The organism is Streptomyces sp. GB4-14 (assembly GCF_022696125.1).
Lineage (GTDB): Bacteria > Actinomycetota > Actinomycetes > Streptomycetales > Streptomycetaceae > Streptomyces > Streptomyces werraensis.
The window spans coordinates 4055798-4077096 of record NZ_RZHO01000002.1 but is presented as its reverse complement, the minus strand read 5'-3'; the positions used below and the strand labels follow the sequence as shown (position 1 = coordinate 4077096).

General features: G+C 72.4%; 21 protein-coding genes. 9 read left to right on the top strand and 12 right to left on the bottom strand.

Features of this window, described 5'->3' with window-relative positions; genetic code table 11:
• Positions 1-12: 12 nt before the first annotated feature.
• Positions 13-330, bottom strand: coding sequence for an ATP-dependent Clp protease adapter ClpS (gene clpS / locus ELQ39_RS19930; protein ID WP_006131673.1), 318 nt, complete (start codon positions 328-330; stop codon positions 13-15).
• Between the two features lie 98 nt (positions 331-428).
• Between clpS and ELQ39_RS19925 the strand changes: the two genes are divergently transcribed.
• Together ELQ39_RS19925 and ELQ39_RS19920 are read left to right on the top strand one after the other, a co-directional pair.
• Complete coding sequence (locus ELQ39_RS19925; protein WP_190000839.1) at positions 429-1775, top strand: nicotinate phosphoribosyltransferase; 1347 nt, start codon at positions 429-431, stop codon at positions 1773-1775.
• A gap of 112 nt (positions 1776-1887) precedes the next feature.
• Positions 1888-2475, top strand: coding sequence for a nicotinamidase (locus tag ELQ39_RS19920; protein WP_190000840.1), 588 nt, complete (start codon positions 1888-1890; stop codon positions 2473-2475).
• 6 nt (positions 2476-2481) lie between these two features.
• Here the strand turns inward: ELQ39_RS19920 and ELQ39_RS19915 are convergent, their stop codons facing one another.
• Together ELQ39_RS19915 and ELQ39_RS19910 are read right to left on the bottom strand one after the other, a co-directional pair.
• Positions 2482-2811: a hypothetical protein gene (locus ELQ39_RS19915; protein WP_190000841.1), complete on the bottom strand. Its 330-nt coding sequence runs from the start codon at positions 2809-2811 to the stop codon at positions 2482-2484.
• A gap of 122 nt (positions 2812-2933) precedes the next feature.
• A complete protein-coding gene (locus ELQ39_RS19910) occupies positions 2934-5288 on the bottom strand; it encodes an immune inhibitor A domain-containing protein (RefSeq protein WP_242593147.1) in 2355 nt (784 codons plus the stop codon).
• Positions 5289-5684: 396 nt separating this feature from the next.
• Here ELQ39_RS19910 and ELQ39_RS19905 point away from each other — a divergent pair, with 396 nt between their 5' ends.
• The gene (locus tag ELQ39_RS19905; RefSeq protein ID WP_225627918.1) at positions 5685-5969 is read left to right on the top strand and encodes a hypothetical protein; all 285 of its coding nucleotides are present in this window, start codon (positions 5685-5687) and stop codon (positions 5967-5969) included.
• Positions 5970-6038: 69 nt separating this feature from the next.
• Here the strand turns inward: ELQ39_RS19905 and ELQ39_RS19900 are convergent, their stop codons facing one another.
• The 3 genes from ELQ39_RS19900 to ELQ39_RS19890 form a co-directional block, all read right to left on the bottom strand.
• Positions 6039-6827 carry an RDD family protein gene (locus ELQ39_RS19900; RefSeq protein WP_242593145.1) on the bottom strand — a complete coding sequence of 263 codons (789 nt, stop codon included), beginning with the start codon at positions 6825-6827 and terminating at the stop codon, positions 6039-6041.
• A 115-nt stretch (positions 6828-6942) separates the two neighbouring features.
• Complete coding sequence (locus tag ELQ39_RS19895) at positions 6943-8397, bottom strand: RDD family protein (protein WP_242593143.1); 1455 nt, start codon at positions 8395-8397, stop codon at positions 6943-6945.
• Between the two features lie 115 nt (positions 8398-8512).
• The gene (locus ELQ39_RS19890) at positions 8513-9928 is read right to left on the bottom strand and encodes an FAD-binding oxidoreductase (protein ID WP_242593142.1); all 1416 of its coding nucleotides are present in this window, start codon (positions 9926-9928) and stop codon (positions 8513-8515) included.
• A 103-nt stretch (positions 9929-10031) separates the two neighbouring features.
• Between ELQ39_RS19890 and ELQ39_RS19885 the strand changes: the two genes are divergently transcribed.
• Positions 10032-11426 (top strand): tetratricopeptide repeat protein, encoded by a 1395-nt coding sequence (locus ELQ39_RS19885; protein ID WP_242593141.1) that lies wholly within the window; start codon positions 10032-10034, stop codon positions 11424-11426.
• Between the two features lie 23 nt (positions 11427-11449).
• Here ELQ39_RS19885 and hppD read toward each other — a convergent pair whose 3' ends face one another.
• The gene (gene hppD / locus ELQ39_RS19880) at positions 11450-12595 is read right to left on the bottom strand and encodes a 4-hydroxyphenylpyruvate dioxygenase (RefSeq protein WP_225644155.1); all 1146 of its coding nucleotides are present in this window, start codon (positions 12593-12595) and stop codon (positions 11450-11452) included.
• A 122-nt stretch (positions 12596-12717) separates the two neighbouring features.
• On the opposite strand from hppD, the gene ELQ39_RS19875 reads away from it, so the two are divergent.
• From ELQ39_RS19875 to ELQ39_RS19855, 5 genes are read left to right on the top strand one after another with little or no spacing between them, the layout of a single operon-like run.
• Complete coding sequence (locus ELQ39_RS19875) at positions 12718-13188, top strand: Lrp/AsnC family transcriptional regulator (RefSeq protein WP_190000849.1); 471 nt, start codon at positions 12718-12720, stop codon at positions 13186-13188.
• Positions 13189-13219: 31 nt separating this feature from the next.
• A complete protein-coding gene (locus ELQ39_RS19870; protein ID WP_242593140.1) occupies positions 13220-13867 on the top strand; it encodes an ABC transporter permease in 648 nt (215 codons plus the stop codon).
• A complete protein-coding gene (locus tag ELQ39_RS19865; RefSeq protein ID WP_242593139.1) occupies positions 13860-15134 on the top strand; it encodes a betaine/proline/choline family ABC transporter ATP-binding protein in 1275 nt (424 codons plus the stop codon). The genes ELQ39_RS19870 and ELQ39_RS19865 overlap by 8 nt, the downstream gene beginning before the upstream one ends.
• Positions 15131-15976, top strand: coding sequence for an ABC transporter permease (locus ELQ39_RS19860; protein ID WP_391664654.1), 846 nt, complete (start codon positions 15131-15133; stop codon positions 15974-15976). Before ELQ39_RS19865 ends, ELQ39_RS19860 begins: the two co-directional genes overlap by 4 nt.
• On the top strand, positions 15973-16947 hold the full coding sequence (locus tag ELQ39_RS19855; protein ID WP_242593138.1) for a glycine betaine ABC transporter substrate-binding protein: 975 nt from the start codon (positions 15973-15975) through the stop codon (positions 16945-16947). The genes ELQ39_RS19860 and ELQ39_RS19855 overlap by 4 nt, the downstream gene beginning before the upstream one ends.
• A 12-nt stretch (positions 16948-16959) precedes the next feature.
• Here the strand turns inward: ELQ39_RS19855 and ELQ39_RS19850 are convergent, their stop codons facing one another.
• From ELQ39_RS19850 to ELQ39_RS19830, 5 genes are all read right to left on the bottom strand, one after another.
• Positions 16960-17751 carry a S16 family serine protease gene (locus ELQ39_RS19850; protein WP_225628695.1) on the bottom strand — a complete coding sequence of 264 codons (792 nt, stop codon included), beginning with the start codon at positions 17749-17751 and terminating at the stop codon, positions 16960-16962.
• Positions 17752-17842: 91 nt separating this feature from the next.
• Positions 17843-18484 (bottom strand): IclR family transcriptional regulator, encoded by a 642-nt coding sequence (locus ELQ39_RS19845; RefSeq protein WP_190000855.1) that lies wholly within the window; start codon positions 18482-18484, stop codon positions 17843-17845.
• Positions 18485-18807: 323 nt separating this feature from the next.
• On the bottom strand, positions 18808-20601 hold the full coding sequence (locus ELQ39_RS19840) for a DEAD/DEAH box helicase (RefSeq protein ID WP_391664653.1): 1794 nt from the start codon (positions 20599-20601) through the stop codon (positions 18808-18810).
• Positions 20602-20719: 118 nt separating this feature from the next.
• Complete coding sequence (locus tag ELQ39_RS19835; protein ID WP_242593137.1) at positions 20720-21094, bottom strand: type II toxin-antitoxin system death-on-curing family toxin; 375 nt, start codon at positions 21092-21094, stop codon at positions 20720-20722.
• Positions 21091-21291 (bottom strand): hypothetical protein, encoded by a 201-nt coding sequence (locus ELQ39_RS19830; protein WP_037639831.1) that lies wholly within the window; start codon positions 21289-21291, stop codon positions 21091-21093. The genes ELQ39_RS19835 and ELQ39_RS19830 overlap by 4 nt, the downstream gene beginning before the upstream one ends.
• Positions 21292-21299: the final 8 nt, after the last annotated feature.

Below are 21299 nucleotides of genomic sequence, written 5' to 3'. Positions count from 1 at the left end.
TCATGTCCGGCTTCACTTCCGGTCGTGCTGGAGGGTCGCCCACAGGCCGTAGCCGTGCATGGCCTGGACGTCGCGCTCCATCTCCTCGCGGGTGCCGCTGGAGACGACGGCCCGGCCCTTGTGGTGGACGTCGAGCATGAGCTTGGTGGCCTTGTCCTTGGAGTAGCCGAAGTACGTCTGGAAGACATAGGTCACGTAGCTCATGAGGTTGACCGGGTCGTTGTGGACGATCGTGACCCACGGGACGTCGGGCTCGGGTACGGCGAAGACCTCCTCCGCCGACTCGGTGCGTTCGATCTCCAGGGGTGCGGGTGACGTCACACTGCCCATGCTGCCACCGGAGGGGGGTGGTCGCACAAACCGGCCCGCTCACGACCGCCCGCGGAGTTAAATCGTCAGAGTGACGAAATGGGGGTACCATCCTCGCCATGGACACAGCGGACCTTGGGTTGCCGGTGAATGTTCCGTCGACGGCGCTCTTCACCGACCAGTACGAACTGACGATGCTGCAGGCGGCGCTGAAGGCCGGCACGGCCGAGCGGCACAGCGTGTTCGAGATCTTCACCCGGCGGCTGCCGCACGGCCGCCGCTACGGCGTCGTGGCGGGCACCGGACGGGTGCTGGACGCGGTGGAGAACTTCCGCTTCGACGAGGGCGTGCTGCGCTTCCTGCGCGAGAAGGCCGTCGTCGACGAGGAGACCTCGGACTGGCTGGCCGGCTACCGCTTCTCCGGCGACATCTGGGGCTACCCGGAGGGCGAGGTCTACTTCCCCGGCTCGCCCGTCATGCGGGTGGAGGGCAGCTTCGCCGAGTGCGTGCTGCTGGAGACGGTGATCCTGTCGATCCTCAACCACGACTCGGCCATCGCCGCCGCGGCCTCCCGGATGTCGTCCGCCGCCGGCGGCCGGCCGCTGATCGAGATGGGCGCCCGGCGCACCCATGAGCTGGCCGCCGTCGCCGCCTCCCGCGCCGCCTACATCGGCGGCTTCTCCTCCACCTCCGACCTGGCGGCCGGCTTCCGCTACAACATCCCCACCGTCGGCACCTCCGCCCACGCCTTCACCCTGCTGCACGACACCGAGCGGGACGCCTTCCGCGCCCAGGTGGACTCCCTCGGCGCCGGCACCACGCTGCTGGTGGACACCTACGACGTGGCCGAGGCGGTCCGCGCGGCCGTCGAGGTCGCCGGGCCCGAGCTGGGCGCGGTGCGCATCGACTCCGGCGACCTGCTGCTGGTGGCCCACCGGGTGCGGCAGCAGCTCGACGAGCTGGGCGCCCGCGACACGAAGATCGTCGTGACCTCGGACCTGGACGAGTACGCCATCGCCTCGCTGGCCGCGGCGCCGGTGGACGCGTACGGGGTGGGCACGCAGCTGGTGACCGGCTCCGGGCACCCGACCGCCTCCATGGTCTACAAGCTGGTCGCGCGCGCCGAGTCCGCCGACCCCGGGGCGCCGCTGGTGCCGGTGGCGAAGAAGTCCACCGGCGGCAAGACGTCGGTCGGCGGCCGCAAGTGGGCCGCCCGGCGGCGGGACGCGGACGGCGTCGCCGAGGCCGAGGTGATCGGCACCGGCGAGGTCCCGCCCGAGCTGGCCGACCGGCAGCTGCTGGTTCCGCTGGTGCGGGGCGGCGAGGTGATCGCCCGCGAGCCGCTGGACGTGGTCCGCGACCGGCACGCCGCCGCCCGCGCCGGTCTCCCGCTGTCCGCGACGCAGCTCTCCCGCGGGGAACCCGTCCTTCCGACGGAGTACGTGCACGTGCCGTCGGGTAGCTAAAGGCAAGCCAAGGCGTGAGTCCCCGTCCGCGTCGCTCCGTCCCGGGGCCCGAGGCACGCCCGCCCGGCCCCGCCGAATCCATCCGTCCGCCCAGAGCCGAAGGACACCGACCATGCGCCGCGCACTGATCGTCGTAGACGTGCAGAACGACTTCTGCGAGGGGGGCAGCCTCGCCGTCGCCGGCGGCGCCGACGTGGCCGCCGCCGTGACCGAGCTGATCGGCCAGGCCCCGGCCGGGTACCGGCACGTGGTCGCCACCCGGGACCACCACGTGGACCCCGGCGACCACTTCTCCGACCACCCCGACTTCCAGCGGTCCTGGCCCGCCCACTGCGTCGCCGGCACCGAGGGCGTCGGCTTCCACCCGAACTTCTCGCCCGCCGTGACCTCCGGGGCGGTCGACGCCGTCTTCGACAAGGGGGCGCACGCGGCGGCCTACAGCGGCTTCGAGGGCGCCGACGAGAACGGCACACCGCTCGCCGAGTGGCTGCGGGAGCGGGGGGTCGACGAGGTGGACGTCGTGGGCATCGCCACCGACCACTGCGTACGGGCCACCGCGCTGGACGCGGTGCGGGAGGGCTTCCGCACCCAGGTGCTGCTCGATCTCACCGCGGGCGTGTCCCGGGAGACCACCGAGCGGGCGCTGGAGGAGATGCGGGAGGCAGGCGTGGAGCTGTCCGGCAAGCCGGTCGTGCGGTGAGCCGGATCAGGCGGGGGCGGCCGGGCGGTTGATCAGCGCCCGGATCGGGTGCCACAGCTCCACCGGGAGCACTCCCCCGGCGGAGGCCGTGCGCCATATCAGGCCGTCGGGATGGTGCAGGACCGCCGTGATCTCGTCGGGCGTGGGCGGAGCGGTGTTGCCGCGCAGATAGACGGCGCGCAGGCCCAGGTTGCGCAGCCTGGTCAGGGCGCGCGCCCGGTTCTGCGCGTGGACCAGCACGCGTACCCCGGCCGGTGTGTCGGCGGCGGGGCTGGGCAGGTTCAGCGCCACCACCACCGTGCCGTTCGGCAGCTTGCAGAAGCCTCCTGCGGCCATGCGGTCATACCCCCGTGTCAGCAGGTGTCAATAAGAGAGCCACAGGAGGCACCTAAACACGGATCGGCGGTGACCCGCCAGGGGGTCACCGCCGATCATGCTCTGACCTGCTAGAACGCTATTCAGCGACCCGCAGGGCCCACCTCGAGCTCGATCGTGGAGCCGTCCTTGGCCTCCTTGGTGATCTTGATCTTGGTGTTGGTGTCAGTGACCTGGACGCTGCCGGTCGGGTTCGCCGGGTCCCAGTAGGTGTTGGTGCGGTCGTTGAAGACCGGCACGCCCTTCGAGGACGGGATGTACGTCGCGACGTCCGCCTTGTGCAGCGTGATCGCGTCGGTGCGGAAGGTGCTGAACGGCGAGTCGTAGGCCTGGATGCGGTTGCGCATCAGGGTGCCGTCGGACCACTTCAGCGCGGTCGGGTGGGAGTCGATCGGGAGGATCAGACCCGCGCCCGGGTGCACGCTGGTGTTGTTGTCCAGCTGGGAGGTGTCCCACTTCCAGATCAGCAGGCCGTTCTGGTAGGCGTAGTGCTCCACCCAGTCCGGACGGCTGTTCGCGAAGCCGAAGTTGTACGGGCCGACCTTCAGCGTCTTGTCGTACGACACGTACTGCCGGTTCTCGGCGATGTAGTACTGCTCGTAGTCGTTGGTGAACGACGCGCCGATGCGGGAGAAGCCCTTCGCCGTCCAGGCCTCGTCGGCCGTCTCGGCGTTGTCCGTGAAGAGCGTGGTGCCGTCCGCCGTCACCGTGATCGCGTCGGCCGTGAAGCCCTTCAGGGCGACACCGCCGTCGGTCTGGTAGCGGAAGCGCAGGTCGATCTTCTGGCCCGCGTAGGCGTCCAGCGGGTACACCAGCTTCTTGTGGCCGTCGACCGTGCCGTGCAGGGCCGGCTTGTCGCTGCCGTCCCGCGGGATCGGCTGACCGTCCACCGTGCCGTCCAGGGCGGTCCAGTTGGCGCCGCCGTCGGTGGACACCTCGGTGTAGAGGAAGTCGTAGTCGGACTCGATCTCGTACCAGCCGTCCAGGGACAGCTCGGCCGACGACCTGCCGGTGAGGTCGACGCTGCGGGTGAGGGTGTTCCGCAGGTCGTCACCGCTGCCGCTCCACCACTGGGTCCGGCCCTCGGCCGGAGTGACGATCTCGGTGGTGACGGCCTTCTTCGGGAGCTGGACGACCAGCGCCTGCTTGTGCTTGGTGTTGTACTCGGCGACGCCCAGCTTGTGCCAGGAGTTGACGCCGGCCTTGGCGGTGTCGTAGTTCAGCCAGCCGAGCTGGAGCTTGTCCCAGGCGGTCATGTCGCCGGGCAGGTTGCCGATCTCGTTCTTGCCGGTGCCCAGCCAGGAACCGGAGGACATCAGCGTCCAGAAGCCGGTGGCGTTCTCGCCGCCCTGGGTGTCGTAGAGGTCCGGCAGGCCGAGGTCGTGGCCGTACTCGTGGGCGAAGACGCCGAGTCCGCCGTTCTCGGGCTGGATGGTGTAGTCGCCGACCCAGATCCCGGTGTCGCCGATCTGCGTGCCGCCGAGCTTGTTGTTCTCGGGGCCGGTGGCGCCGGCGTCGGTGCCGAAGGCGTACCAGCGGTGCGCCCAGATCGCGTCCTCGCCCTGGGCGCCGCCGCCGGCGGACTCGTCCTCACCGGCGTGCACGATCTGGAAGTGGTCGATGTAACCGTCGGACTCGTTGAAGTCGCCGTCACCGTCGAAGTCGTAGCGGTCCCACAGGTCGTACTGGGAGAGCTGCGCCTTGATCTGGGCGTCGGTCCGGCCGGCGGCCTTCTGCTGCTCGACCCAGGCGGTGACGCCGTCCTGCACCGCGTACCAGGCGCAGTTGTCGGGCACACACTTGTTGGATCCGTAACGGGCCTCGTTGTAGGGCACCTTGACCCAGTCGGAGACCTCGCCGTCGACCGAGTAGCGGCCCGAGGACTGCTTCTCGTAGTACGTCTTGACCGAGTCGACGCCCTTGCCGGACCCGAAGTACAGGTCCTCGAAGTGCTGCTGGTCGTAGTCCTCCTGCCAGGCCGTGGAGTTGTCCACCTCACGGTCCGGCTCGGCGATCTGGTTGTGCAGGGGTCCCGGGGTGCCGCCGTAGCGGCTGTCGATCTTGTCGCCGAACTCCACCAGGATGGTGAAGATCTTGTCGGTCTTCTCCCGGCCGAGCTCGACGTACTTGCTGTCGCCCTTCTTGCTCTTGAGCTGGACGACCTTGGAACCGTCACGGTTCTTGACCGACGTCTTGCCGGAGAGCACCTGGTTGAGGGCCTCCTCGCGCTGGGCCGCCTGCGTCTTGGAGAGCGGGCCCTCGAGGTCGTGGTCGACGTGGTTGTTCGACGCCGGGTCGTGCCGGTCCACGGCGCTGGGACGGTCGGCCCGGTCGGCCGAGTCCGCCTGCGCCACGGTGAACGCAGAGCAGGTGGCGGTGGCCGCCGCAAGGGCCACGCCTATCGCGGCCGCTCTGAACGTCCAGGGTCTACTGGTCACTTGAGATCCCCTCCCGCGTGCCTGCGCGCGGCCGAAGGAGGTTCCGTCTGTGGAAGGTCCCGCGCGCACGTGATCAACGCGTGTAGTCAAGTGACGTCATTTGACTAGAGGTTCGCCAGAAAAAACAGACCTTGACTTGAACAGATCAAACGCGTTATGCGGAGCGACGGTTCGCATTGCGGACAGTTCCCCGCGAAACCCTGGCGGGCGCGTCCGCCGGGCCCTGTGCGGGGCGCCATGAATCCGTGCGCCCCCTGTGCACCGGCCCTGTAGGTCAGGTCACGCTTACTGTCCGTTCCCCTCGGGCACGCTCGCGGTTAGAGTCGCTTGGCGGAACACCCTTGAGCCGGTGGAAAGCCAGGCCGACAGCCCCCGACTTCCGAGGACACGATGGCCATGCCCCGTCCGACTGTCGCTCAGTTCGCCTACGGCTCGTGCGCCGTGATCCTGTCGACCCTCGCGTTGCTGCTGCTGTCCGGGACGAGTTCCGGCGCGGGCGTCGCGGCGGTCGCCGTCGTGGCGCTCGCCCTGGGACTCGTGGTGGCCGTGCGCGTACCGGGCCCCGCGTCCCGTCGCCCCGCAGCGGCCCGGCCCGCGACGCCGCTCCCGGTGCGGGCCACGGTGCCGTCCCCGTCCCGCGAGCAGGTCCGCGAGCCGGTCCACGAGCGCGCGGCGTCCTGACGCTCCGCCCGTCACCCGAGGGACGCCCCCCGGCCGCCCGGCCGGGGTGTATCGCGGTGCGGCCGGGCCTCACCGCGTGCTGACCACGACGGTCCTGGCCGCCTTGTCGTGCAGTCCCTGCTTGTAGGGCCGGTCGAAATAGCTCCAGCCGCCCGAGATCGCGGTCCAGACGCAGGCGCAGCAGAAGGCGAACGGCAGCCACAGCACGGCCGCGCGGATCAGCGCGGTCTGCACGGAGGGGTTGGAGCCGTCGGCGAGGTCGGCCACCCGCATGCCCAGCCACTTCTTGCCCAGGGTGCGGCCGTAGCGGACGGCCATGAAGGTGTCGTACGCGATGTACAGGGCCGCGGCGATGACCGACTGGGCGAAGCCGTTGCCGACGTTGACCCGATCGCCGTCGATGTTGTACTCGCTGACCCCGACCGGCCAGGTGAGCAGCCAGACGACGACGCCGACGAGGATCATGTCGATGATGCGGGCCAGCGTGCGCCGGCCGCTGTCGGCGAGCGGAGGCATCCCGGCCGGCGGGTCGCCCGGTCCGCCGCCCCCGTAGGGACCGCCGCCCGGGCCGCCGCCGTACGGGCCGCCGCTCCCGCCGTAGGGGCCGCCGCTCCCGCCGTAGGGGCCGCCCGCTCCCCCGCCGCCGTAGGGCCCCTGGGGGCCGCCGCCCCCGTACGGGCCGCTGCCGCCCTGACCGGGCGGGGGCGTGGAGCCGGGCGTGTCGTACGGGGAGCCCGGGCCGGGGGCGCCGGGCGGGGGCTGTTTCCTGAACGGGTCGTCGTCCGGCGGCGGCTGCTTCCGGAACGGGTCCTCGTCCGGCGGCTGCTGACCGGAGCCGGGGGGCGGTTCGGTGGTCATGCCCCCGATCCGATCCCGAACACCGCGGCCCCGCATCCGGCGGGCCGCCGTCCGGAGTAGCGGCGCCGCCCGCCGGGCCGATGCGGCGTCAGGCGGCGGGCGCCCGGCGCGCGTGTCAGACGGCGGCGACGAAGGTGTGCGCGGCCTTGTCGTGCCAGCACTGGCGCCAGGGCTTGTCGAACAGGCACCACAGCACGCCGACGACGCCGACCACGAGCAGTCCGGGCACGCTGTAGACCAGCCAGCGCCGCAGCGCCGCGCCGAGCTCCGGGGCCTCGTGCGCCTCGATGTCCCGCACCTCGATGCCCATGAGCCTCTTGCCCAGCGTGCGGCCCCACTTGACGGTCGGCAGCACCTCGAGGAGCACCCCGCCGAGCAGCAGGACGGCGAGGACGATGCCGAGGTGGACGGAGGTGGTGCCGTCGACCAGCCACACCGTGACGGTCCGTCCGGACAGCTTGGCCGCCTCGATCTTCGCGTCGATGTGGTCCAGGGCCCTCATACCGAGGGGCACGGCGGCCGCGGCGGTGACGGCGCCGAGGACGACCGTGTCGAGCAGCCGGGCGGCCAGCCGCCGGCCCAGGGTGGCGGGGCGGGCGGCGGCCTGGCGGCGGGCGGCGGCCTGGAACACGTCGTCGACCGGCGGCTTCCAGGGCGCGGGCTGCGGTTCCGGGGCGGCGCCCGCGAGCCGGTGCACCTGCTGCGGCCAGGAGGGCTGCCCGCCCCCGGGGCCGGACGTCAGCGGCGCCGAGGCGGCCGGGGCCGCGGCCGCCGCCGGGGTCGCCGGGGCGGACACGGCGGGCGCGGCGGCGGGTCCGGCGGGTCCGGTGGTCTGCGGGGGCACGGCGGGCGCGGTGGCCTGCTGCGGGCCGGACGGCGGGGCGGCGGGCGCGGACGCCGACGCGGCGGCGCGCTCGGCCGCGGCCTTCCCGGCGGTGAAGCCGGGCCGTCCGGCGCCGGGCGCGTTCGTCTCCCCGGCGCGCGGGGAGACGGCGCGGAAGGTCATGGTGCCCTCGTCGGGGGACGCCGCCGCACCGCCGGACGGGGCGGGCGGTTGCGCGGAGCCGGCCGTCGGCCTGCGGAAGACGAACGTCCCGTCCGCCCGCGGGGCGTCCGGGGAGGCGGTTGCCGGTGCCGAGGTGTCCGGGGTGTGCGGCACGCGGGGGTCGGCGCCGGCGGTCCCCCAGGAGACCTTGCGGTCCTGGTCGCCGCCGAAGCCGGACTGGCGGGAGCGGTCGGCGCCCCAGGCGGAGGCGGGCTCGGGCCTGCTGCCGTGCTGGGCGTCGGCCGGGGACGGGGCCGCCGGGGCGGGCGCGTCGTCCGGGTCCTCGTCGAAGAAGTGCGGGCCGGTCTCCTCCACGGACGGCACGGCCGGCGCGGCGCCGGAGGAGGCGGCCGGCGCGGCGCCGGGCGGCGGGGCGAGCGGCTCTCCGTCGGCGGGTGCCGGACGGCTGGTGCCCGGCACCCAGGAGGCGCCGTTCCAGTACCGGACGTAGCCGGGAATGGAGGGGTCCGGGTAGTACCCCTCGCGGGGCCTGTCGTCTCCGGGTGCCGGGGTTGGGGCGCTCATGTCCGTCGTCCCGTATCTGCTCGAGGGATGGGTCGGGGGCAACCACATCTATCAGACGGGCGGGGCCCGGACGTCCCGTCCGGGCGGACCCCACCCCTTTCGGGCACCTTCTCGTTCAGAAGAGCTTGCCCGGGTTCAGAATGCCGAGCGGATCGAACGCGCGCTTGACGGCCCGCTGCATCTCCATGGACACGGGACCGGCCTCCCGCGCCAGCCACTCCTTCTTCAGCACGCCGACCCCGTGCTCGCCGGTGATGGTGCCGCCGAGCTCCAGGCCGAGCGCCATGATCTCGTCGAAGGACTCGCGGGCCCGCCGGGACTCGTCCGGGTCGGAGGCGTCGAAGCAGACCGTCGGGTGGGTGTTGCCGTCGCCGGCGTGGGCGACGACGCCGATGGTCAGCCCGTGCTTCCCGGAGATCCGCTCGACGCCCTCGATCAGCTCGCCGAGCCGGGAGCGGGGCACGCACACGTCGTCGATCATCGTGGTGCCCTTGACGGCCTCCAGCGCGACCAGGGACATCCGGCGGGCCTGGAGCAGCATCTCCGACTCGGCGGCGTCCTCGGCGGGGACGACCTGGGTGGCGCCGGCCTCCTCGCAGAGCGCGCCGAGGGCGGCGAGGTCGGCGGCGGGGTCGGCGGTGTCGAACGCGGCCAGCAGCAGCGCCTCGGTGGACTCCGGCAGGCCCATGCGGGCCATGTCGTTGACCGCCTTGACGGTGGTGCGGTCCATCAGTTCGAGGAGGGACGGGACGTGACCGCCGGCCATGATGCGGCACACCGCGTCGCTCGCGGCGGCGCCGGAGGCGAACTCGGCGGCCAGCACCAGCTGCTCCGGAGGCTTGGGCCGCAGCGCGAGGACGGCGCGGACGACGATGCCGAGAGATCCCTCGGAGCCGACGAACAGCCGGGTCAGGTCGTAGCCGGCGACGCCCTTGACGGTGCGGCGGCCGGTGGTGAGCAGCCGCCCGTCGGCGAGGACGACGTCCAGACCGAGGACGTACTCGGCGGTGACGCCGTACTTCACGCAGCACAGGCCGCCCGAGGCGGTGCCGATGTTGCCGCCGATGGTGCACATCTCCCAGCTGGAGGGGTCCGGCGGGTAGGCGAGGCCGTGCTCGGCGACCGCGCGGGAGAGGGCGGCGTTGATCACGCCCGGTTCGACGACCGCGATCCGGTCGACCGGGTCGATCTCCAGGATGCGGTCCATCTTGGTCAGCGAGAGCACGATGCAGCCGTCGGTGGCGTTGGCGGCGCCGGACAGGCCGGTGCGGGCGCCCTGCGGGACGACCGGCACCCGCAGCTCGGTGGCGGTGCGCATCACGTGCTGGACCTGCTCGACCGTCCGGGGCAGCACCACCACCGCGGGGCTGCCGGCCGGGCAGAAGCTCGCCATGTCGTTGGCGTAGGAGGCCGTGACGTCCGGGTCGGTGAGGACGGCCTCCGCGGGCAGGCCGCCGAGCAGCCGGTCGACGAGAGGTCCGGCCGCGACCGTGTCTTCATCGCGTCGCGCTTCGATACGGCTCATGATCACAGCGTCGCACCCGGGGCCATCGGTGTGAACCCCATGCGGGCGGGCGGGTCCCGTCGGAGTGTGATGATCATATGTAAGCGGTGGGTGACGCACAGTGTGCGCCATGGACGACAAGCCTCATGCGCGCCGGCGGAGGTACCGTCGCGCCCTGCTCGCCTCGGCCGGCGGCACGGTCGTACTGGGCGGGGTGCTGGTGACGCTGCCGTGGGGCGGGCAGGCGGCGCCCCCGGCACCCACTCCGCAGGAGCGCGCCCTGGCCGCGGTGACCAGCGGCGTCCCGGCCGCGCTGCCCGGCCTGGATGCGCTGGCCGCCGAGCGCGAACGGCATCTGCGCACGCACCCCCGGGACGCGCGCGCCTGGGCCGAGCTGGGCGCGGCCCGGGTGGAGCAGGGGCTGCGGCTGGCCGACCCGCGCTACTGGCCGCGCGCCGAGAAGGCGCTGCGCACCGCGCTGAAGGTACGGAAGGACGACGTGCCGGCGCTGCGGGCGATGGCCGTGCTGGCGAACGCCCGCCGGGACCACGCGGCCGCCCGCGCCTGGGGCGAGGCGGCACGGAAGCTGGAGCCGGAGCGGTGGACGACGTACCCGCCGCTGATCGAGGCGTCCGCCGGGCTCGGCGACGACGAGGAGACCGGCCGGCTGCTGGAGAAGCTCGCGAAGCTGCGGTCAGGGCCGGAGGTGATGGCGCGGGCGGCGGCCGTGTACCGGGACCGGGGCTGGCGGGAGGACGCGGCGGCGAAGCTCGCGGACGCCGCGTCGGCCGCCGGGGAGCCCGCCGAGCGCGCGGCCTACCTGGAGCGGGCCGGGCAGCTCGCCTGGGAACGCGGTGACCGGCAGGACGCGCTGCGCCACTTCCAGGAGGCGGTGCGCACCGACCCCGACCAGCGGGCGGCCCAGGCCGGGCAGGGCAGGGTGCTGGCGGCGCTGGGCCGCACCACGGAGGCGCTGAGCGCGTACCGCACGGCGCTGGCGAGGCAGCCGCGGCCGGAGTACGCGCTGGAGCTGGGCGAGCTGTACGAGTCGCTGGGGATGCGGCCGGCCGCCGAGGCGCACTACGCGCTGGTGCGGGAGCGGGTCCGGCTGGCCACCGCGCACGGCGCCGACGAGGAGCTGGTGCTGGGCCGGTACGAGGCCGACCACGGGGATGCGGAGGCGGCGGTGCGGCGGCTGCGGGCGGAGTGGCGGCGGCAGCCGTCGACGGAGGTCGCGGACGCGCTGGGCTGGGCGCTGCACCGGGCCGGTGAGCACGAGGAGGCGCTGCCGTTCGCGGTGCGGGCCACGGAGGGCACCGAGGGCGGGGGCGTGCGCAGCGGGCTGTTCGCCTACCACCGGGGGATGATCGAGCTCTCCCTGGAGCGGTACGGGGCCGCGCGCCGCCATCTGACGGAGGCGCTGCGGATCAACCCCTGGTTCTCGCCGCTGCACGCGCCCCGGGCGAAGGAGGCGCTGGCCCGCCTGGGTGAGCCGTCCGTCCAGGCGGGCCCCGAGTCCTCCTGAGAGGGGGCGCGGGCGCGCGGCGCCTACAGGTTGCCGCGCTTGGCCTGCTCGCGCTCGATCGCCTCGAACAGGGCCTTGAAGTTGCCCTTGCCGAAGCCCATGGAGCCGTGGCGCTCGATCATCTCGAAGAAGACGGTCGGGCGGTCCTGGACCGGCTTGGTGAAGATCTGCAGCAGATAGCCGTCCTCGTCGCGGTCGACGAGGATCTTCAGCTCGCGCAGCGTCTCCACCGGCACGCGGGTCTCGCCCGCCCACTCGCCGAGGGTGTCGTAGTACGAGTCCGGGGTGTCCAGGAACTGCACGCCGGCGGCGCGCATCTGGCGGACGGTGTGCACGATGTCGTTGGTGTTCAGCGCGATGTGCTGGACGCCGGCGCCGCCGTAGAACTCCAGGTACTCGTCGATCTGGGACTTCTTCTTGGCGATGGCGGGCTCGTTGATCGGGAACTTGACCTTGAGCGTGCCGTCGGCCACGACCTTCGACATCAGCGCGCTGTACTCGGTCGCGATGTCGTCGCCCACGAACTCCTTCATGTTCGTGAAGCCCATGACCTTGTTGTAGAACTCGACCCACTCGTTCATGCGGCCGAGCTCCACGTTGCCGACGCAGTGGTCGACGGCCTGGAAGGACCGCTTGGCCGGCGGCTCGACGATGGGGTCGGCGGAGACGTAGCCCGGCAGGTAGGGGCCGTCGTAGCCGCCGCGCTCGACCAGGGTGTGCCGGGTCTTGCCGTAGGTGGCGATGGCGGCCAGCACGACGGTGCCGTGCTCGTCCTTCAGCTCGTACGGCTCGGCGACGGAGGTGGCGCCGTGCTCGATCGCGTACGCGTAGGCGGCGCGGGCGTCCGGCACCTCGATGGCGAGGTCGTACACGCCGTCGCCGTGCGCGGCCACGTGGTCCTCGAGGAACGCGCCCCACTCGGTGGACCGCTTGATCACCGAGGTGAACACGAAGCGGGCCGAGCCGCTCTCCAGCACGTAGGAGGCGGTCTCGCGGCTGCCGTTCTCCGGTCCGGAGTAGGCGACGAGCTGCATGCCGAAGGCGGTCGAGTAGTAGTGCGCCGCCTGCTTGGCGTTGCCCACGGCGAAGACGACCGCGTCCATTCCCTTGACCGGGAAGGGGTCTGCCTGCCGTGCGGTGTCGGGAGCGGTGTGTGTGGTCTGCGTCATAGGGGCAGGGTGGAACAGCCCTGCAAGGTGCGCAACAGTTTGCCCGATCACTGGGCAACATGCTCAGCCGGATGCCCGTATCGGCGGGCTTTCTGTACAGGATGACCACTGGGGAGAGCGGTATGGCGATCGATCATCTGGACGGGCGGATCATCCTGCTGCTGGCACGCGAGCCGCGCGTCGGGGTGCTGGAGATGTCCCGCAGGCTGGGGGTGGCGCGCGGGACCGTGCAGGCCCGCCTGGACCGCCTTCAGTCGAACGGAGTCATCCGCGGATTCGGCCCCCAGGTGGATCCCGCGGCCCTCGGCTACCCGGTCACCGCGTTCGCCACCCTGCAGATCAGACAGGGTCAAGGCGCCGATGTACGGGCCCACTTGGCGACCGTCCCCGAGGTGCTGGAACTGCACACCACCACCGGGACCGGGGACATGCTGTGCCGCCTCGTGGCTCGCTCGAACGCCGATCTCCAGCGGGTGATCGACCGCGTCGTCGGTTTTGATGGCATCGTCCGGGCGTCCACGGCGATCGTCATGGAGAACCCCGTTCCGCTGCGGATCATCCCGCTGGTGGAGCAGGCCGCGCTCGGCGAGTGACCGGACCTGGCCGAGCTGGGGGTGAGCGGATGTGAACTTCTGGGAGTACCTGGAGAGCCGGCACCAGCAACTGCTCACCGACGCCTACCAGCACGCCAGCGTCGTCTTCCAGTGCATGGTGGTGGCCACCGCCCTCGGTGTGCTGATCGGCATCGTCACCTACCGCAGCGAGTGGGCGGGCAGCCTCGCCACCACCCTCACCTCGGCCCTGCTGACCGTCCCGGCGCTGGCCATGATCGGCCTCCTCATCCCGATCGTGGGGCTCGGCGTCCCGCCGACCGTGATCGCGCTGACCCTGTACGGGCTGCTGCCCGTCGTGCGGAACGCGATCGTGGGCCTGCGCGGGGTCGATCCGGCGCTGGTGGACGCGGCCACGGGCATCGGCATGTCCCGGCTGTCCCGGCTGGTGCGGGTGGAGCTGCCGCTGGCGTGGCCGCCGATCCTCACCGGCATCCGTGTCTCCACGCAGATGCTGATGGGCATCGCGGCCATCGCCGCCTTCGCCTCCGGACCCGGCCTCGGCAACCTGATCTTCCGCGGGATCGCCTCCCTGGGCAGCAGGAACGCCCTGAACCAGGTGCTCGCCGGCACCCTCGGCATCGTCGTCCTCGCCCTGCTGTTCGACGCCGCGTACGTCCTGCTCGGACGGCTGACCATCTCCAGGGGGATCCGTGCCTGAGTCCGGTACGACCGAGGCCGCTCCCCGGTCGGTCGGGGCGACCATCGAGCTGGAGGGCCTCACCAAGCGCTACCCGGGCAGCGACCGGCCCGCCGTCGACGACGTCAGCATGGAGATCGGGGCGGGCGAGACGGTGGTACTCGTCGGCCCCTCCGGGTGCGGGAAGTCCACCACGCTGAAGATGATCAACCGGCTGATCGAGCCGACCGGCGGCCGGATCCGCATCGGCGGCGAGGACGTCACCGACATGGACCCGGTGAAGCTGCGCCGCACCATCGGCTACGCGATCCAGGCGAGCGGGCTGTTCCCGCACATGAGCGTCGCGCAGAACATCGCCCTGGTGCCGAAGATGCTGCGCTGGCCGGCCGCGCGGGTGCGCGACCGGGTGGAGGAGATGCTGGACCTGGTCGGCCTGGAACCCGGCGAGTTCCGCGACCGCTATCCGCGCCAGCTCTCCGGCGGCCAGCAGCAGCGGGTCGGCGTGGCGCGGGCGCTGGCGGCGGACCCGCCGGTGCTGCTGATGGACGAGCCGTTCGGCGCGGTCGACCCGATCACCCGCGACCACCTCCAGGACGAGCTGATCCGGCTCCAGCGGGAGCTGCACAAGACGATCGTGTTCGTCACCCACGACTTCGACGAGGCGATCAAGATCGGGGACCGGATCGCGGTGCTGCGCGAGCAGTCGCACATCGCCCAGTTCGACACCCCTGAGGCGATCCTCACCAACCCCGCCGACGACTTCGTGTCCGGTTTCGTCGGCGCGGGCGCGGCGCTGAAGCGGCTCAACCTCACCCGGGTCGGGGACGTGACGATCACCGACTACCCGACGGTGGGCGTCGACGACCCGCTCGACGAGATCTCCGCCCGGCTGCGCTCCGCCGGCACGGACGAGGTGCTGGTGCTGGACAAGCGGGGCCGCCCCTACAAGTGGCTGCGGCGCGGCGACATCGTGCGCGCGCAGGGCTCCTTGGCCCGCGCGGGCGTCCTGGTGCACGACACGGTGACCCGGGACGCCACCCTGCGGGACGCGCTGGAGGCGGTGCTCACCGACAACACGGGCCGTGTCGCGGTGACCGGGCGGCGCGGCGCCTACGAGGGTGTCGTGGACGTGGAGACGCTGATGAACTCCGTGCACGAACTGCTGGAGGCGGACCGGCTGGAGGCGCGGGAGTCGCAGGCCGGTCCGGAGGAACGGCGGTCCGCGCAGACGCACGCCGAGCAGGAGGCCGCGCGCCCCTCGGGCGACCGCGGGGAGGCCCAGGCGTGAGGACCTCCGAGGGGCGGCGGTCCGGGGACGGGCCCGGGGTGCGCGAGGGCGCGGGGCCGGACGGGGAGGAGGCCCCTGAGCCGGTCCGGCCGGCCGTGGCGCCGGCGCGGGTGAGCCGGCAGAAGCTGACGCTGCTGCCGCTGCTGCTGATCGCCGTGCTGCTGGCGACGTGGCTGTGGTTCGAGCAGGCCGACCTGGACGCCCTCACCCGCAACGCCCTGTCGGACGGGCGGGTGTCGAAGGCGCTGTGGCAGCACATCGAGCTGACCGTGATCTCGACGTTCTTCGTGCTGATCATCGCCATCCCGCTGGGCATCCTGCTGACCCGCGGGCCGGCCGGCCGGGCCACCCCGGTGGTGATGACGCTCGCCAACATCGGCCAGGCCACCCCGGCGATCGGGCTGCTGGCGCTGCTGGTGATCTGGCTGGGCATCGGCCGCCGGGCGGCCCTGATCGGCATCATCGCCTACGCCGTGCTGCCGGTGCTGTCCAACACCGTCACCGGGCTGCGGGCCAACGACCCGGCGCTGCTGGAGGCGGCGCGCGGCATCGGCATGTCCCCGGTGGGCGTGCTCACCCGGGTGGAGCTGCCGCTCGCCGTGCCGCTGATCCTCGCGGGTGTGCGCACCGCGCTGGTGCTGAATGTCGGCACGGCGACGCTCGCCACCTTCGGCGGGGGCGGCGGACTGGGCGTGCTGATCACCACCGGGATCACCAGCCAGCGGATGCCGGTGCTGGTGGTGGGGTCGGTGCTCACCGTCGCGCTGGCCCTGCTGGTGGACTGGCTGGCCTCGCTCGCGGAGCTGCTGCTGCGGCCGCGCGGGCTGGAGGCCGGGCCGTGAGCGGGCGCCCCGGGGTGTGCCTGACGCTGGCGGCAGTGCTGCTGGCGGTGGTGTCGGGGTGCGGGCTGACCAGCGGGTCGCCCATGGTCGACGACGTGGAGCCGGGCACGATCGGCCGGGGGAAGCCGCTGGAGGGCGCCGAGCTCACCGTCACCTCCAAGGAGTTCACCGAGCAGCTGATCCTCGGCGCGATCATGGGCATCGCCTTCCAGGCGGCGGGCGCGGAGGTGGTGGACCGGACGGGCATCCAGGGCTCGGTCGGCTCGCGGGAGGCGGTCGTCAAGGGCGAGGCGGACGCCGGGTTCGAGTACACGGGCACAGGGTGGATCACGTACCTGGGCAACAGCAGACCGATCCCCGACCCCCGCGAGCAGTGGCTGGCGGTGCGCGAGGCGGACACGAGGAACGGGGTGACCTGGCTGGAGCCGTCGGAGCTGAACAACACGTACGCCCTCGCCATGAACCAGGCCAACTACGAGCGGTACGGCACCCGCACCCTGTCGGAGGTGGCGGAGCTGTCGAAGACCGACCCGGGCGCGGTGACGCTGTGCGTGGAGGGCGAGTTCGCCAACCGCGCGGACGGGCTGCCCGGCATGGAGAAGGCGTACGGGATGAGCGTCCCGGCGGGCGGCATCACGCAGATGGACACCGGGATCATCTACACGCAGACGGCCAAGGGCGCCTGCACCTACGGCGAGGTCTTCACCACCGACGGGCGGATCAAGTCCATGAACCTGGTGGTGATGGAGGACGACAAGAAGTTCTTCCCCAACTACAACGCGGCCCCGACCGTGAACAGCGAGACGCTGGAGAACTGGCCCGCGATCGCCGAGGTGCTCGCCCCGGTCACGGAGAAGCTGGACAACACCGTGGCGCAGACCCTCAACGCCCGCGTCGACGTCGACGGTGAGGACCCCCACCAGGTCGCGCTGGACTGGATGGTGGCCGAGGGCTTCGTCGAGGAGAAGTAGCGGGCCGCCGGGTCAGCAGGCGGGGACCTTGCCGGTGCCCTTCTCCAGGGCGACCAGCGCGTCCACGGCGCCCTTGAGGGTGGTCACCGGGACCAGGCGCAGCCCCTGGGGCAGTTCGGCCCGGGCCTCGGCGCACTCGTCGCGCGGGACGAGGAAGACGGTGGCGCCGTCCCGCTTGGCGGCCTGCGTCTTCAGCGGGACGCCGCCGACCGCGCCGACCCGGCCCTCGGCGTCGATGGTGCCCGTGCCGGCCACGACCCGGCCGCCGGTGAGGTCGCCGCCGCTGCCGTCGCCGTCCAGCTTGTCGACGATGCCGAGGGAGAACAGCAGTCCGGCGCTCGGACCGCCGACGTCGGCGAGCTCCAGGGTGACGTCGATGCCCTCGTTCTCCCGGCCCAGGTACGCCAGCGCGGCCCGGGTGGCCTCGTCCTGGGACTCCTTCATCTGCTTCTGGTTGAACTGCTCGATCTCCTGGACGTCGCCCCCGCTGGGGTAGACGGCGTCGCGGGGCATGACCGCCTCGTCGCTGCGGAACCAACTGTCGATCACCTGCGGCAGGTTCACGCGGGTGTCCGGGGAAGTGGCCACGATGGTCGTCATCCGCAGCTGGCCGGTGGTCCTGCGCACCTCGGCGCCGGAGATGGTGATGACCTGCCGGCCCTTGTTCTCACCGAGCACGTCGACCGTCGTCCCGGGCTGCGCCACGGAGAAGGGCAGCGGCGCGAGCACGGCGGTGGCCAGCAGCGCGGCGGCCGGGGCGGCGCAGACGGCCAGGGCCTGGGGACGTGTGAGGCGAGTGAGCACGGAGCCAATCTAACGTGACGTGCGTGGGACCCGGCCGGGGTGCCCTCCGAGGCGGATCCGCCGGGTGGGCGCCCCGCCCGGGTGCCCGCGGTCAGCGCAGGGCCTCGGCGACCTCCCGGGCCGCCTCCACCACGCGTGTGCCGACCCGTTCCGGCACGACGTCCGCCAGCATGACGACGCCCACGCTGCCCTCGACCCCCGTGACGCCGACGAGCGGCGCTGCCGCCCCGCAGGCGCCGGTCTCCAGCTCACCGTGGGTGAGGGTGTAGCCGGGGTCGCCGGGGGTCTTCTGCCGGGCGGCGAGTATCGCCCTGCCCGCGGCCCCGCGGTCCAGCGGGTGCCGGAACCCTGCCCGGTAGGCCACGTGGTAGTCGGTCCATGACGGCTCCACCACCGCCACGGCGAGGGCTTCCGCCCCGTCGACCAGGGTCAGGTGGGCGGTGGCGCCGATGTCCTCCGCGAGGGACCGCAGCGCCGGCATCGCCGCCTCGCGTACCAGCGGGTGCACCTGTCGTCCCAGCCGCAGCACGCCGAGGCCGACGCGGGCCCGGCCGCCCAGGTCGCGGCGGACCAGCGCGTGCTGCTCGAGCGTGGCGAGCAACCGGTACACCACGGTCCGGTTGACGCCCAGTTTGTGGGAAAGCTCGGTGACGGTCAGCCCGTGGTCCGTGTCGGCGAGCAGTTTCAGGACCCGTAGGCCCCTGTCGAGCGTCTGAGAGGTCTCCGCGGTCACGACGCCCACTCCTTCAGTGGTGAGGTCGACGGCCCTCCCGCTGCATGTGCGTCACCGGTCCCGGCGGTCACGCGCTTCAGAGGGCCGCCGATCGGCCGGCGGCCCGGACCAGTCCCGGGCACAGTCGCTTCACGGCTGCGCTCCGCGGCGGCGCTGCCACGGGGCGTGTGCGTAGCGGGACAGTAGCGACCCGGTCCCGCTGAGCGGAAGGCTCCGTCCAGAATCCGGTCACCAGTTGAACAAACTGGTCACTTTTGTCCCAGTACGCACGCAGGGTGACCGCTCCCACACGCCTCACCGTCCACAGATGACGCACAGGCGTCTCACCGCATGCGGGTGGCCCACTCCTGCACCTTGGCGATCCGCTGGCGCAGCTGGCCCGCGGTGGCCTCGGCGGACGGCGGGCCGCCGCACACCCGGCGCAGCTCGGTGTGGATCACGCCGTGCGGCTTGCCGCTCTGGTGGACGTAGGCGCCGACGAGCGAGTTGAGCTTCTTGCGCAGCTCCATCATCTCCTTGTGGGAGACCACGGGCCGCCGCTCGGCGGGCAGTTCGAGCAGGTCGGCCTCCTCGGCCGGCTTCTTCCTGCTGTGCGCGATCTGCCGGGCCTGCCGCTTCTGGAGCAGCAGCTGCACCTGGTCGGGCTCCAGCAGGCCGGGGATGCCGAGGTAGTCCTGCTCCTCCTCGCTGCCGGGATGCGCCTGCATGCCGAACTCGGCGCCGTTGTACATGACCCGGTCGAAGACGGCGTCGGACTCCAGCGCCTCGAAGGGCAGCATGTCCTGCTCGCCGGTGTCCTCGTCCTGCTGCTTGTTCGCCTCGTCCATCTCCTTCTCGGACTCGGCGTAGGGGTCCTCCTCGCCCTCCTTCTTGGGCTTGTCGAGGACGTGGTCGCGCTCGCGCTCCATCTCGTTCGCGAAACCGAGCAGGTCCGGCACGGTCGGCAGGAACACGGACGCGGTCTCGCCGCGCCGCCGGGAGCGCACGAAACGGCCGACGGCCTGGGCGAAGAAGAGGGGCGTGGAGATGGTGGTGGCGTACACGCCGACCGCGAGGCGCGGGACGTCGACGCCCTCGGACACCATGCGGACGGCCACCATCCAGCGGTCGTCGCTCGCACTGAACTCGTCGATCCGCTTGGACGCGCCCGCGTCGTCGGAGAGCACGAGGGTGGCCTTGTGGCCGGTGATGTCCCGGATCAGCTTGGCGTAGGCGCGGGCGGACTCCTGGTCGGAGGCGATGACCAGGGCGCCGGCGTCCGGGATGGCCTTCCTGACCTCGGTGAGCCGCTGGTCGGCGGCGCGCAGCACGGACGGCATCCACTCGCCGCGCGGGTCGAGGGCGGTGCGCCAGGCCTGGCTGATCGCGTCCTTGGTCATGGGCTCGCCGAGCCGGGCGGCGATCTCGTCGCCCGCCTTGGTGCGCCAGCGCATGTTGCCGCTGTACGACATGAAGATCACCGGCCGGACGACGCCGTCGGCGAGGGCGGAGCCGTACCCGTAGGTGTAGTCGGCGGACGACCGGCGGATCCCGTCGTCGCCCTCCTCGTACGTCACGAACGGGATCGGGTTGGTGTCCGAGCGGAACGGCGTACCGGTCAGCGCGAGGCGGCGGGTGGCCGGCTCGAACGCCTCCAGGCACGCCTCGCCCCACGACTTGGAGTCGCCGGCGTGGTGGATCTCGTCCAGGATCACGAGCGTCTTGCGCTGCTCGACACGGTTGCGGTGCAGCATGGGGCGCACACCGACGCCGGCGTACGTGACGGCGACGCCGTCGTACTCCCGGCCGAGCGGGCCCGCGCTGTACTCCGGGTCGAGCTTGATGCCTATCCGGGCGGCCGCCTCCGCCCACTGCTTCTTCAGATGCTCGGTGGGCGCGACGACGGTCACCTGCTGCACGACGTGGTGGTGCAGCAGCCAGGACGCCAGCGTCAGCGCGAACGTGGTCTTTCCGGCGCCGGGCGTGGCGACCGCGAGGAAGTCACGGGGCTGGGCCTGGATGTACTTGTCCATCGCCGCCTGCTGCCAGGCGCGCAGCTTGCCGGCGGTGCCCCAGGGGGCACGGCCGGGGAAGGCCGGGGACAGGTGGTGCGAGGCGGTGCCGGCGGTGGTAGTCACGATCTCCGGGAGGGTGGGTCGGGCGGCTCTGGTGCGTGGGACGACCGGGCCACCCTACCGATGCGGCGGTGACGCACACGCCGCTACACGGCCGTCCCGCCCGAGGGTGGGACCCACGTCACAACTGCCTCAGCCGTCGTGCGATCTCTCTCACATCACTCTCCGCCCCGGACGCCACATCGACGACCAGCGTGTACGCCGTGTCCTGGTCCACGCCCGCGAGGTCGGCCCCGTTCACCGCGAGGAACGTGGCGGTGGCCAGCCAGGCGGTGCGTTTGTTGCCGTCGACGAACGGGTGGTTCGTCGCGACGGCGTGGAGGAGCGCCGCGGCCTGCTCGTACGGATCCTCGTACGCCGCGGTGCCGAACATCCGGGCGCGTGGGCGGTGCACGGCCGAGGCCAACAGCCCCGGCGCCCGGGTCTCGGGCGGCTGCCCGCCGAAGGCGACCTCGGCGATGGCCGTGACCTCGTCGACGGTGAGGTGCCGGGTCATTCGCCGAGCCTCCTCAGCAACTCGGCGTGCTCCCGCGCGATGCGCTCGGCGACGGCACGCACCAGCGTGCCCTCCTCGTGCAGGTGTCGGCGCAGCGCTTCCCGCGCGACCTCCTCCGGGGCGCGGTCCTGCGCGTCCGCGAGGTCGTGGAGAGCCTGGTGCACGTCGGGGTCGAGGCGGAGAACCAGTTCGGACATGACGGGAG